This window comes from Aliiruegeria haliotis, from assembly GCF_003003255.1.
GTDB lineage: Bacteria > Pseudomonadota > Alphaproteobacteria > Rhodobacterales > Rhodobacteraceae > Tropicimonas > Tropicimonas haliotis.
In genome coordinates, this window is sequence record NZ_PVTD01000011.1 from 1 (window position 1) to 13481 (window position 13481).

At 57.0% G+C, this 13481-nt stretch carries 11 protein-coding genes; 4 read left to right on the top strand and 7 right to left on the bottom strand.

The genetic code is table 11. The features are described from left to right. Positions 1-150: 150 nt before the first annotated feature. The 4 genes from CLV78_RS19420 to CLV78_RS19435 all read right to left on the bottom strand — a co-directional run bounded on the left by CLV78_RS19420 (position 151) and on the right by CLV78_RS19435 (position 2446). On the bottom strand, positions 151-876 hold the full coding sequence (locus CLV78_RS19420) for a hypothetical protein (protein ID WP_106207163.1): 726 nt from the start codon (positions 874-876) through the stop codon (positions 151-153). A 746-nt stretch (positions 877-1622) separates the two neighbouring features. Further along, a complete protein-coding gene (locus CLV78_RS19425; RefSeq protein WP_146136735.1) occupies positions 1623-1913 on the bottom strand; it encodes a hypothetical protein in 291 nt (96 codons plus the stop codon). Then, a complete protein-coding gene (locus tag CLV78_RS19430) occupies positions 1906-2184 on the bottom strand; it encodes a hypothetical protein (protein ID WP_106207167.1) in 279 nt (92 codons plus the stop codon). Before CLV78_RS19430 ends, CLV78_RS19425 begins: the two co-directional genes overlap by 8 nt. Beyond that, complete coding sequence (locus CLV78_RS19435; protein ID WP_106207169.1) at positions 2177-2446, bottom strand: hypothetical protein; 270 nt, start codon at positions 2444-2446, stop codon at positions 2177-2179. The genes CLV78_RS19430 and CLV78_RS19435 overlap by 8 nt, the downstream gene beginning before the upstream one ends. A gap of 1859 nt (positions 2447-4305) precedes the next feature. On the opposite strand from CLV78_RS19435, the gene CLV78_RS19440 reads away from it, so the two are divergent. The 4 genes from CLV78_RS19440 (at position 4306) to CLV78_RS19455 (ending at position 9051) form a co-directional block, all read left to right on the top strand. Beyond that, positions 4306-5052: a hypothetical protein gene (locus CLV78_RS19440; RefSeq protein WP_106207171.1), complete on the top strand. Its 747-nt coding sequence runs from the start codon at positions 4306-4308 to the stop codon at positions 5050-5052. Beyond that, entirely contained in the window at positions 5049-7370 is a 2322-nt protein-coding gene (locus CLV78_RS19445; RefSeq protein ID WP_106207173.1) for an integrase catalytic domain-containing protein, read from the top strand. The genes CLV78_RS19440 and CLV78_RS19445 overlap by 4 nt, the downstream gene beginning before the upstream one ends. After that, on the top strand, positions 7367-8308 hold the full coding sequence (locus CLV78_RS19450; protein WP_106207174.1) for an ATP-binding protein: 942 nt from the start codon (positions 7367-7369) through the stop codon (positions 8306-8308). Before CLV78_RS19445 ends, CLV78_RS19450 begins: the two co-directional genes overlap by 4 nt. Positions 8309-8850: 542 nt before the next feature. Then, the gene (locus tag CLV78_RS19455; protein WP_106207176.1) at positions 8851-9051 is read left to right on the top strand and encodes a hypothetical protein; all 201 of its coding nucleotides are present in this window, start codon (positions 8851-8853) and stop codon (positions 9049-9051) included. A 95-nt stretch (positions 9052-9146) separates the two neighbouring features. On the opposite strand, the gene CLV78_RS19460 is transcribed toward CLV78_RS19455, so the two are convergent. The 3 genes from CLV78_RS19460 to CLV78_RS19470 form a co-directional block, all read right to left on the bottom strand. Next, on the bottom strand, positions 9147-10199 hold the full coding sequence (locus CLV78_RS19460; RefSeq protein WP_106207178.1) for an ABC transporter ATP-binding protein: 1053 nt from the start codon (positions 10197-10199) through the stop codon (positions 9147-9149). Positions 10200-10208: 9 nt separating this feature from the next. Then, the gene (locus CLV78_RS19465) at positions 10209-12353 is read right to left on the bottom strand and encodes an ABC transporter permease (protein WP_106207180.1); all 2145 of its coding nucleotides are present in this window, start codon (positions 12351-12353) and stop codon (positions 10209-10211) included. A gap of 67 nt (positions 12354-12420) precedes the next feature. Beyond that, positions 12421-13452 (bottom strand): ABC transporter substrate-binding protein, encoded by a 1032-nt coding sequence (locus CLV78_RS19470; protein ID WP_106207182.1) that lies wholly within the window; start codon positions 13450-13452, stop codon positions 12421-12423. Positions 13453-13481 lie beyond the last annotated feature (29 nt).

Here is a 13481-nt window from a genome sequence, read left to right on the forward strand (position 1 = left end):
CAAATCTCCTGAACCTGACCGGCTTAGGAGTTGGATATAGGGACGGTTCCGTCCCTCGAAAACTCCCCGCGATCCTGGCGGCGAAGACTTTGACCAGCCTTGGGGTTACCGAAAGAGCTCTCGAAACAGCAAAAAAAGGAAACCCTACATTTAGTGACGCGGTTGCTTGGCGACCTCCGCATCAGTGTCCAGTGTCAGAGCCGAATGCCAAAGTGGTGTCTTGATGAAGTGCCTCTCGCGCCATCGTCCTGTCTGGCCGGTTTCAACTCGTGCCAGAAGACCGATCCAGGTGAGAGGGCGAAGCACACCGGTGAAGAACACACTCTCGGCGTGGATCGCATCGATGCCTTTGCCACCGGGTTTGCCGTAGAAAACCTCAAAGAGTTCGCTGCCCGAAACGACGTTCTCGGTTTCGACATTCAAGACATTCAGCCAGATGTCCCAGCTACCGACCGGGCTGTCGCCAAAGCGGTCCGTCCAGGAGTGGTCGACATGCATCAGGTAGAAGGGCGTGATCACGCCGAAAAGCTTCCCTCGAGATTGGAACAACTCCGTTCCGGCGCGCGTCGCTCGAAAGGTGCCCTTGTAATGCCGCGCCAGCTTCAGTTCGAGATACAGATAGTGCAGGAGTTCCAGCGGCAGAACGTCGGCCTCGTTCAGTACCTTGTTAACACGTAGCAGCTCAGCCTCGGTGTGACCCGGCCAATCGATCTCTCGTACCGCCCAGGTCACGAACTCCCTCTTGAAAGCCTTCGTCTGCGTCAGGCCGATTGATCCGTGCTCGGTCATGTACCGAAAGATTGCCTCGGCGCCGCGCAGAAGAGGCGAGTGCCCCAGATCAGGGTGGTCGTCTGGGATGCTCTTGAACTCGATCACTCTAAGGCCTTCCCATCTCAGTTCCCATGCTCAACGAAAGCCCTAGCGTGCTACACGGTCGCAACGGAAGATTCTTGTGCAGTCTTTTTTCGCTGCCTGGCAACCCTGGTTAGCCTACCGGAGCTCGGGCTTGTGGGTCACCGCCTTGACCTCTCGAGCTTCTTGATCACGTCTTCCCTATCGGGAGGCGCCCACTCATCCGGTGCCCGCGATGATGGCCAACGAGGTAAATCTCTGGCTGGCGTCTGGTGCGAGAAATTCCGCTCACAGGTCGAATGGCAAAACAGCGGCCATCGATCCCGGTCGCCGCATCTCGAATCTGTATGGTGCATCGCGAGGGGAGCACCACAGTTTACGCAGTAGCATCGGACATTGATCATCGGAGCTGCCATGAAGGTGAGCGATTTCCCGAGAGTGCTCGTCGTCTTGCGCAAACGTTTAGACGACCCAGAAATCCCCGCAAGCCCACCCTTCCCGGTCCTCCACCGTTCAATCCTACCTCCACATCGTCAGTTTGATCCGTACACCACCAGCACAGGCGTTTGGCGGGTTCCCGTCCCGTCTGGGCTCCATAATGTCCGCACCGCTGGCACTTGGGCTCGCCATGAGCGTCATTTGGAATGTATTTGTTGATGCGCGCGACACCTCTTTCAATCATCGCCGGACGAACGCAACTCACGCACAACGTCAGCCATTCAACGCGGACATTCTTGGGATAGGCTGCATTCTGGCAGCGCTGGCAGGTCTCAGCTTTCATGAATCCCATCCTTCTGGCGAGCCCGATCCTTCCAATCGCTCCGGATCGGCACCGCGACCACAATCTTGGGATCGGTTTCGACCCACTTGATCAGGGTCAGCATTTCCTGCTCGTGGAGCCAGTGTTTATCGGCGTCCCTGCCTGCACCTTCGAAGACCCAGCCATTGGTGAGAACATGTTCAAGAGAGGCCGAACCATGGCCGTGAACTTCTACCTCGTAGCGGTCCTCGCTCAGGTAGAGACGGATCAACCTTTCATGATGGATGAGCCTGCTAGCCATCGTCATCGTTCAGATGTTTCATGAGATCGTCACCACGCACGATCTTGACGCCATCGGGGGTGTGGAACCGGATGCTGATGCTTGCGAATGCCTCTGGCGGTGGCTCCACCTCGTCCATGGCACGCGATGCCTCATCCATCACGCGAAACTGATCGTCTTCGCACTCGAACTCGGTGGTCTCTTCGCCCCAATTCTCGGTCCAAGTGACCCTGTAGCGAAAGTGGGAGCCTTCACCCTTGCCAAGTTTTTTGATGACAACCCGGTCAGTCATCGCTTTCACTTCCACGCAGGAGCGCAGCCGCTTGTTCAGCGGCCATCAGGTCCTCCAGCGTCAACCGAGGCTCGGCGATCTCCTTGGGATCCGCTGCATCAACGGCATCCGCTGCGGCCCTCAGGCATGCTGCGAGGCCAGCCTGTCGGACATGGTAGAACTGGAGGAGATCCCGGCGGCCATGTCGGCTCGCGATCCCCAGCTGATACAGAGTCGCACCGTCATCGCGCTGTTCGCTCATGTTCTGGACAAAAACAGCCATATCTTACCTCACTAAAATGCTTCGGTTTTCGTGTCGCTCACACTCAATCTGCCCCCGAATGCACAAGCCGGACACAGCTTGTCGTCGATGCCTCTCACGAACTGGACGACTTAGCCGCAGGTCGAGCACATGACGCACCTTCAAGCGCCAGAATTGAGGCCCTTCGCCCACACAGGCGGCTTGGAAACTTCAATCTTGAAACCAGAGTAGACGGGGAAATTCGAGGACATGTTGAGCTCCTCCAAGAATGGTAGGAGTGCAGGGACTCGAACCCTGAGCCACACAGTAATCTGCTGCTAGTAGGAGGTATAAGCTCCGCGCCGCACCTTGCCACTCCCCAACGAACTGACGATGTCAGTTGGGTATCGAGTGCCGGTACTGGGTGCGCGTGTAAGCCATGCTTTTAGACATAGGCCCGTGAACCGCTTGCGTCAATAGGGATGAAAGTCGCCGCAAAGATGGGCGTATAAGTACATGTTTTCAGATACTTACGGATTTCGACGTTGTCTGAAGGGCGTCCAGGCAGGTATCGCCTGGCATCAGCACCGAGCGTGACACTGATCCAACCTCATCGTTATCGACTGGAGGCCACGCAGAAGGCAGACAAACTCCATGGTCCATGTGGTCAATCGAGGTTCGATTGCACAGATTTCCCGTCTGCATTCCAAAAACACTTTGGAACTAGTTTCAAATCGTTGCATTATCAACCTCCCTGCGAAACTCCACTATTTGGCCCTTGATGATTCCAACTCTCCTGAACTCAAATGCAGAGATCAGCAGGTAATAATGTCATCCATGCCTTCCTGATTTCACCTCCTCTCATCGTGCCGGACAGTCTCCCATCGACAGACTGAACGTAGCAGTTCCGCCGCCAAAAAGCAATTAACCCACTGTTCTTGAATACTATTCTTGAATTTCACAAAATAAAAAAGTCCAAGCCAATTGAATTAGGCTCCGCCTAATTCAATTGCGCACCGATTTGAAGAATAGTTTATCCATGCGACAAGAATAGTGGCTCGAAATTGTGCCGATTTTTTGGTCACCGCCCCTTACCGCTCAATAGGCTTGGAAGAGTCGATCCATGCTCAACTGATTCGCCAGATTCGCACTCCCAAGATGCGCAACATTAAGTAGAGAAGCGATGGGACACGTAACATCGACTGAGTATTTCAGCTAGTTTTGCGAACAACAAAACGAAAGGCCGAATGCGAAACTTTGAGGCAAAACTGTTTCCAAATGGACGGACTTCCAAGTGGCGCAACTGGGTATTTTTGAGGGGCAGAATGCAAGTGATGCAAACACGACACATCCCACATGACATTCAGATTTCCCGAGAACAACCAAAAAACATGGGGCTTCATGCCCTCATCCCTCGTGTGTCGGTGGTGTGCTTCATGAAAAACGCACGCCACTTCACATTTTGCCTTGCGTTCTGCAATTGGATCGAGTGATAAAGAATGCCATGTTGAAGACAACGGCTCATATCCGCCTGATTGGCACCGTCTAACACACCGCCCCGCGCGGTCTGTTTCGGTGACTGCTTCTACGTTTCAGCTTTGCAAGCCCGACCTTCAGACCGCTCACATCCTCTCGGTAGAGCGCTTTTGTCAATGCAATCAAGTCGATCCAGAAAAGAAAACTCATGCCACCCTTGGGTGAGATGGGTTCCCGCATGGTCGGATCATGTCTCCGGCAACCCAGATCCTTTCCTCACAAAAATAGCTGTCTGAAGTCAGCAGCTTGGGCGTTCGATTAGTACGGATATCTTCCGTCTGTTGGCGAGCGTCTATCTCTTTCGCGCTCTTCGGCTGCGTTTTCGTTGCCGTGCGCCCGGACAATGTGAGGATAGTGGAACTTCTGTGTCTGATGGAATGATCGCCCACGACGAGTGGAATTACTCGCCACCCAAACTGGCAAAAATGCCAATCATTGAATTAGGCAGCATTAAAGGTGTGTTGCCATTTGATGGCGTAAGAAACCCCGGATCCCGGAGTTCAACCTCACACAAAGTCTGGTTTGGCTACAGAACTCCGGCAAACGATTGGCAAATCCAACTGGGGATTTGTGAAAGTGCCGCAGAATTTGCGGTAGCTCTCGAAGCCCTGATGTCGCCGAACATCTATGATGTCAAGTTTCAGCCGATGACTGTGCGGTTCGCCTTGGACGGGAAGCAGCGGCACTACACCCACGATCTCCTTGTAGTTTATAAATGCGGATTTCGTCAGCTGATCTTCGTTAGGAACGGGAAGAGCCTGAAGAAGCCGAAAACCCAGCGCGAGATTGATGCCATCTTCAAGGCCACAACCGCGCATCAGGCTGACGGTCTGATTGTCGTTAATGCCTCCGACTACTCACGACAGCGACGTGAGAACCTGTTTCGGATGCACCAACTGCTTCAAGAGGACGACCCGGAAGCGGATGAACTGGTTCTTTCCACGGCCAGGGGCCTCAAGACGCTTTGGCAAATGAAAGATATCTTCCCTCACGTTGACCTGGATCCGTGGAGGGTGTTTCGAGCGTGCTACCGTCTTGTCGCGCTCAAACATCTCAAGGCCGATCTGGACAATGTGTTGCTTGAGACCTCGCGGATCGAGGTGGCGGCATGAAACTCGAGCCCAAGTACAGATTTGAGAACGGAACCGGGATTGCCTTCGGCAACCAAAACCTCGTGCTCCACGCCATGAACGAGCAAGGGTATGAGTTCGCGGATTCCGAGACCGGCGAGGTGTCGGTTACGTCATTCTCCAAGTTCGCTAAGCTTCTGCAATCTCGTCAGATGCGTGTCACGGATACGAGCGGGCTGGCGTCAAGTGTGGTGGAACTACGCTTGGGAAGTCTGAAGATTGCGGAGCAATTGGCGGCGCCGCAGCGCGAGAATGGTGAGTTCCATTTCGCAATTTGTTCTGCCGCTGCGGCACTTCGAACCCACTTGCGCCATGAACGTGGGAATCCCAGTCTTCAGATGACTGAGCCCCTGCTAAACTTGGCCGGAAACCGGCAATTTATCTGCAATCTCGCCAGTGACATCTTCGGCAAGAAGGTACGCTTATCGCCTGCTCGCGGCGGGAATAATAGCGATTGGGTGCTGTACAAGGGGCGTACGCTCCTGAAGTACCTCAAACTGTTTGACGCGCTTGGAGTTGACGAGGACGCCATTGCCGCCCTGAGCACTCGGGAACATTTGAAGGGCAATCGAATCCCACGGATCGATATCAAGCTTCTGGAACTCATGACCCGAGCTTGGGAGGAAATCGGGCTTGATCTGAAATGCACCGCTCCGGCCAACGTGCATAGGCACCTCACGACACTCGTTCACGAGCTCAACAAGATCCGTAAAACGAACGAGCTAAGGCCTCTTATCGTTCCGTCTCAAAAGACGCTGAAGGCACATCGAGACAACTTGCTTAGTCCAACGGAGTACCTCGTTGCTACCAAGGGTGAAAAACACGCCCGCAACAAGAGGGGCCGAGGAAGCACAGATTTTCGGGCCTTGATGCCCGGAGAGCTTGTCGAAATCGATGAGTGCAAGCTGTCAACGGTTTCTTCTGCCAAAGAAATTGGCCTTTGGGCGAGCCTGACAGACAAACAGAAACAGCGTCTCGAGGAAATCGACAAGGAAATTCGGGATCGCCTTACGCTGCTTGTCATGATCGATGTTGCCTCAAGAATGCCGTTGGCCTGGATCCTGAGCGATCAGCCGAAGGCTGAAGCAACACTCGCACTTCTGAGAATGGCAACCCGCGACAAGACAAAAGAAAAGATCAAGTTTGGCTGTAGCGGCAACCCAGCTCCAGCGATGGGGTTGGGGAACATCAAGAGTGACAATGGCACCGGGCTCAGGAACGAGGCGGTTATCAGTAGTGCCGTTGGAGTGGGGTCGGCGTACACAGCAGTCAAAACCTATTCTCCAATTGACAAAACATACGTAGAGCGAGTGTTCGGGACTTGCGAGTCAGTTTTGATCAAGTTGCTCCACGGGTACACGGGGCGCAAAGCCGGAGAACTTCCCGGATATGATGCGAAAGCCAACGGTGTTCTGAGCACCGAAGAACTCTACGACATCCTGACGCGCTTTTTCATCGACGAGTATCCTTCGATGCGACACCACGGTGTTGGAATGGGAGGACGCCGTCCGGTTGAGGTACTCAAAGAACTCAACAATACGCGCGGTTTGTTTCGACCCATCTGCGAAGATCTACGCAGAAGGCACCTTGGTTGGAAGAGAGAGGTCAAGCCCAACGATGAAGGTGTCCGCGTGTTCGGAGGTATCTACTACAACTCCGATGAGTTTCAGCGTGAAATCGATAAACACCCGAAAGAAAGAGTTTCGGTCTTCGTCGATCCTGATGACGTGTCTGAGGCCACAGTCACCATTCCGGGCGTCGAACAGGTGTTCAGGCTTCCGCTACAGGTGACCGCCTTCAGGGACATGACTCTTCCGGAGGTTCTCGACCTGGTTCAAGCGTATCGCCGCGAACACCCCAATGTCACCGAGATCCATGAAGACCGCCTCGCCACAGTGCGCCGTGAGAGGCACACCCAACTTCTCCAGATTGGCGTCGAGAACAAATTGCCGCGCAGCTATTCGACCTTTGAGGAGGTCATCGCCAAGGCAGATGTCGTTTTTGCTGGCTCTCGTGTTGTTCCGAATCCCGAACCAACCGGGTCAGTGCGACCCGGAGAAATTGGCCCAGGCGTGAGCGGGCCCGGCGTTCTGTCCCTTAGGGAGGCTGCCCAGGATCAGGGAAATCCGGATGACCATCCGACGAGTGCTTCGCCTGAAGTTTCGCGCGCCGAAGCCGAAGTGCCTAGGCCGGTCGTTACGGATGATCGCTCGTCGGATGATGCACGCAACCCAAAACGCTCTGTGCCTAACAAACATCGGCCACTTGGACGGCCCAAAACTAAAGGTAGTTTCAAATGAACTTCATCAACCCAGAGAAGATCGCAATCGCAGCCAAGCTCAATCAAGCACATTTCGAATTTCCTCGCGCAGACACCCTGAAGCAGGCGTTTCAAAGGTGCGTGGAAGAACGCTACATGTGCCAAGAAATCAATGGCATGGAAGCGCGCGGCTTGGTCGTAACCGGTGCATCTCGCGTTGGAAAGACGCGCGAGCTGAAGAAACTGATCAGCGACTTCAATGAGAGCAAAACGCCCATGCCAGATGGGCGTCCAGCAAAGATTGTGAGTTGTTTGCTTGCCGGGCGTGTGACCTTCAAAGACCTTGCGCTCAGGACACTGACAGCGCTTCAATACGACCCCCAAAGGTCCCGAACCCAAGAGTACCTCTGGGAGCGAGTTCTTGATCAGGCCAAAGGCCAAGGCGTCATTGGCATCCACTATGATGAGTGCCAACACGTTTTCATCGAGGGCGCCAAGTCAAACCCGATCTTCCTGGACAGCTTCAAATCCATGATGAAGGAGCCGCGCTGGCCGCTGATGATGATCCTGTCCGGCGTACCATCGTTGTCAAAACATGTACGTTCCTACGAGCAGCTCGACAAACTGGTTGACCCGGTGCATTTCAGCGAGATCAAGCTCAAGCGCGATGAAGACCTGCTCGTCGCACTCTTGTACGGCTACGCCGATCAGGTCGAAATCGACATTGAGGGACTTGTTACTCGAGATTTCCTGGCCCGTCTCGATCATGCTTGCGCCAATAGGTGGGGGCTCGTGATCGAGCTTCTGATCGGCACCTTGATTGCGGCAAAACTGGAGCGAAAGAGCTGCCTGACGAAAGACGATTTCGTGGAGCAGTTTGCACTTCGGTCAGGTGTTCCTGCAAGCTACTCACCATTCGTCGTTGCGGATTTCGAGAAGGCTTACGATCCACGGGTGTTGTTTGAGCTTTGTGAGTAGCCAAGCCGCTTTCAACAGAACGAACAAATGAAAATGGACCCGCCATTTCGTGGCGGGTTTTTCTTTGATCGTCGCATGCACGCTTATGCTTCCGTGATGCATGCTTATGATGACGTGGCTTTCCAGCATAGCCGCAACACGCTGTTAATAAACAATTTATTCCGATGAAATTTCGGACTAACACGTGATTCGCGCACGCTTATGCCCAATTGGCACTTCCGGATCAAAGATCCAAAGAAAATCGATGCCCTTACCGGGCGTTGATTTTGACACCCTCCCGTCCCGGCCAGACTGTGACACAATCCTCGCCAAACCAGCCTGCCGCACGTCCCTATGGACGCCCCAATCGGCGCCATCGACCTGTGGGTCCCTACCTGATCCGCCGGGGCGTGGTCTTCTGCTTCCGCAGGATGCCTACCCAACATCATATCAAAAAACTGCGAAAAAACCTGTGCCTCTCGCTGCGAACCCCTCTGCACGCGGAGGCGATAAAAAGGGCCGGCCGGCTCCTCCTCGCCTAAAATCGCGAAGAGGCAAAAGTGATGCAAGATCTGAACAATCAGGCGCTGACAGCAGAAGAGGCCGCCGTGATCCTTGGCGACATGCTCCGACGTGACCTCGCGCGGATCGTACACGACAAGGACACCGCACAGATCCGAACGGACCAGATTATTGACAGGCCCATCGGAGCCCCGAATGCCGGTCCGACCGCATCCGTCGCGTGGCGCTACGCGGCGCAATGATTTCACCCAGGTCGAGAGATCGGCAGTCAACACAACAACTGCCATTGGCGCCGCACTTTGGGTCGGGACACATAGCCAAACGCCGGTGGTGCTCGTCACACCGAGACGAGGCGGGCCGCTGTCGGGTCGAAACCCACATGCACCGTGTCGCCCTTGCGGAAGGGTGCGGCGTCGGGCACCGTGACCGCGAAGATCTCGCCAAGAGCCGTGCTGAGCGTGTATTGCACCTGATTGCCGAGATAGGCCGCATAGCTCACCTCGGCGGGCAAGGTGTCAGCCGCAGCCTCGCGGGTCAGCCTCAACTGGTGCGGGCGCAGCACGAGATTGGCCTGTCCGGTGCTCGCGAAAGCCGTAGGCAACTCCAGGCGGCGTCCGTCGATCACGATATCGACGGTCTCGCCGGCGCGCGCCACCTCGACCGGAAGCAGGTTCGCGTCGCCGATGAAATCGGCAATGAACGCCGAGTTCGGGCGCTCATACAGATCGGCGGGGGTGCCTTCTTGCGCAATTTCCGCGTTCTTCATCACGATGATACGATCGGAAACGGCCATGGCTTCTTCCTGATCGTGGGTAACATAGATCGCGGTGAGGTTCAGGCGCTGCTGGATTTCGCGGATCTCCTCGCGGACGTGCCGGCGCAGCTTGGCGTCCAGATTGGAGAGCGGTTCGTCCAGCAGAAGCACTTCCGGTTCCAGAACAATCGCGCGCGCTACGGCCACGCGCTGCTGTTGCCCGCCGGACAGTTCGGATGGCAGGCGGTCGCCGAAGCCCTCCAACCCGACCATCGCCAGACCCTCCTCAACCCGCGGGCGGATCTCACTCTTGGGTGCGCGTTTTACCGTGAGGCCGTAGCCGACGTTCTCCGCCACGGTCATGTGTGGAAACAAGGCGTAGGATTGAAACACCATCGAAACCCTTCGGTAGGTCGCAGACAGGTGGGTCACGTCCTCGTCCCCAATGAATATGTGGCCTGACGTCGGCGCCTCCAGCCCGGCCACGAGCCTCAGCGTCGTCGTCTTGCCGCATCCGGACGGCCCCAGAAGCGTCACCAGCGTGCCCGGAGCGATATCCAGATCGAGGGGCTTCAGGGCGACAACGTCGTCAAAGTGCTTCGTGACGCCTTCAAATCGAACGGATCCCTTGGTCATGGGGCTCTCCTAGTGGGCTTCGACGCGATCTGCGCGACGCAGGGTGCGCCGGCCGATCACGAGTTGCATGGCGATGATGACGGTGAGCATCGTGACGATCAGCACCGAGGCATAGGCAATGGCGATGCCGTATTCGCCGTTTTCAACGCGACCGACGATGAAGCTGGTGGCCATGTTGTGGCGCGCGGAAACAAGGAAGATCACCGCAGACACGGACGTGATCGCGCGCACGAAACTGTAGGTCAGCGCAGCGAGGATGGCGGGCCCCATCAGCGGCAGGATCACCCGTCGCAATGTCGTTGCGGAGTTTGCGCCGAGCATGATCGAAGCCTCGTCGAGCGACTTGTCGAGCTGGCTCATCGCAGCGATGCCGCCGCGCACGCCCACCGGCATGTTGCGGAAGATGAACACGATGATCAGGATCAGGCCGGTGCCGGTCAGCTCGATCGGCGGGAAGTTGAACGCCATGATATAGGCCACGCCGATTACGGTACCGGGGATCGCGAAGGAGAGCATGGTCGAGAACTCGAAGGCGTCCTTGCCGGTGAACTTCTGACGCACCAGCAGATATGCCGTGGCCAGCCCCACCGCGGCCGTAAGCGGCGCGGCGATGGCCGAGATCGTCAAGGTCGTGAAATAGCTGTCCCAGGCAGCGCCCGTGAAGTGCACCCCGTTCCGCACCACGATCTTGAAGCCGCGCAGGTAGTGCTCGAACGTGAATGTGTGGTCGTACCCCCAGAGCTTCACGAACGAGCCAAAGATGATAAGCGCATAAAGCACCATGGTGAAAAACGCCCAAGGCAGTGCCAGAAGGTAGGCCGTCCACCGCAGCGCAGGGTTCAGCGCGGCATGCCGGCCGGAATCGGCCTTTCCGGTAACGGTCGCGTAGTTCTTCTTGCCCACCCAGAAACGTTGCGCGAGGAAGGCCGACAGCGTGAAGGTCAGCAGCGTGATCGACAGGATCGCCGCCTGCGCCGGATCGGCGATAGTGCCGACGATGGCGAAATAGATCTCGGTCGAGAGCACGTTGAAGTTGCCGCCAAGGACCAGCGGGTTGCCGAAATCGGCAATCGACTCGATGAAACCGAGCAGGAAGGCATTGGCAAGACCCGGGCGCATCAACGGGAACGAGACATAGCGGAATGTTTGCCAGCGGTTGGCGTCAAGCGTCTGGCTCGCCTCCTCCATGGAGGGGCTGACGCCCTCGACGACGCCGATGAGCACGAGGAAAGCAATGGGCGTGAATGACAGCATCTGGGCCAGCCAGACACCATGGAACCCATAGAGCCAGCGGGTCTTTTCCCAACCGAAGGCCCAGGAGAAAAACTCGGTAATGGTGCCCGCGCGGCCGAACAGAAGGATCAGTGCGAGGCCGATGACAAATGGCGGCGTGATGATCGGCAATACCGTCAGAACGCGCAGCAGTTTCTTTGCCCGGAAATCGGTCCGGGTGAAGATCAACGCGAACATCAGGCCCATGAGCGTGGTGCCCGCGGCGGTGGAGAGACCAAGCAGGAAGGAGTTGATGGCCGGCCCGCAACTTCCGCCGCCGGTGATGCAGCCAATGCCCCAGATGGACGACGAAAGGAACCGCGGCAGGAACTCACCGAAACCGAGGCCCGCGCCCCCTTTCAGCTCGAAGGCCCGCACGAGAATGAAGGTGAGTGGAAAAAACACGAAGATCGCAACGAGCGCGACAATGGCTCCGACGAGGCCAGTGACAAAAGCGTCGCCCCGTCCCTTGCCAAGTCCGGAGATGCCCGTTGTGGCGATGAAGAGAAGGGCTGCGGCGGTTACGAAGGCACCGCCGCCAATGCCCGGATTGTCGGCGTCCCAAAGCCCGTAGCGGGTCCCGACCAGAAGGGCTTGCCCGATCAGCAACGCGAGCCCGGCAGTGCCAGACACGAACAGCCCACGCGCGGTCGCAAGCTGCGTTCGTGCGAATGCCAACGAAAGGGCCGCACCGACGAAGCCAATTGCGGGCAACCAGAGCCATGGCTTGCCGTTCAGCGCCGCGTCGATCGCCGATATGTGCGTCCCAGACCTGTCGACGAGCCAGCCAAACCGCCAGAACCCGTTCTCCGTCAGGTACCAAGGCAGCAGGGCCCAGCCAATCACGCCCACAACGAGCCAGAACACCGCAACGCGTCTCATGCCGCCACTCCCCAATAGGTCCGGCCCCGCGCGCGGCGGGGCCGGTCATATCATGCACGTCTGAGGATCACTCCTGGACGACGCCGCCGGCGCCTTTCACTTCCGCTTCCCACCGATCAAGCAGGCGCGCACGGGTTTCGGATGCACCGTAGGTCGCGAAGTCGTAGTCGATCAGCTTCACCGCCGCCATGTCGGGGGCATCCGGGTCAGTCGACGCATCCGGGTTCGACGGGATGTTGTAGACGCCAACCTCAAGTCCGGCGGATTGGGCGGGAGCAGAGATCACGTACTCAACCCACTTCTTGGCGGACTCCATGTTCGGCGTGCCCTTGATGATGGACACTGCACCCACCTCGTATCCGGTGCCTTCACAGGGCGCGACGATTTCCACCGGGAAACCCTGTTTCTTGAGGTTCACCATGTCGTGCATGAAGCCGATGCCAATGGTGTTTTCACCACGCGCGGTGGCCTTGCCCGGCGCCGAGCCCGACTTGGTGTACTGGTTCACGTTCTTGCCAATCTCGGCCAGAAGCTTGAAGCCCTCGTCCTCGCCGAACAGCTGTACGAGCGTCGCCAACTCGGTATAGGCCGTGCCCGACGATTTCGGGTTCGCAACCTGAATCTCTCCCTCGTATTCGGGCTTGGCAAGGTCGCGCCAGCAGGCAGGGGGTTCAAGCCCCTTCTCGGCAAGGATCTCGGTGTTGTAGATGATGCCGAGCAGGCCAACGTGCACACCAACGGCCTTGCCGCCGGACATTTCGGTCATGCTCTGCGACCAGCCGAGTTGGCCGGACACGTCAACGCCCGACGGAACCGTCAGGTCTTCGGCTGCGGCGATCAGGTGCGGATCGCCCGTGCCGCCCCACCAGACATCGACCTTGGGATTTCCGGCTTCGGCGCGGATCTGCGCGAGCGTCTCGCCGGTCGACTTGCGCACGATGGCAACGTCAATGCCGGTATCGATCTGGAAATTCTGCGCCATCAGATCGCACCAGGACTGTTCGTTCGAGCAGACCACGTTGAGCGACTGAGCCATCGCGGCGGATGCGCCGAGGCTTGCCGTCAGCACCACGGCGCCGAGTGTGAATGTCTTGTACATGTAATCCTCCCAGATTTGCCGCGCGGTCC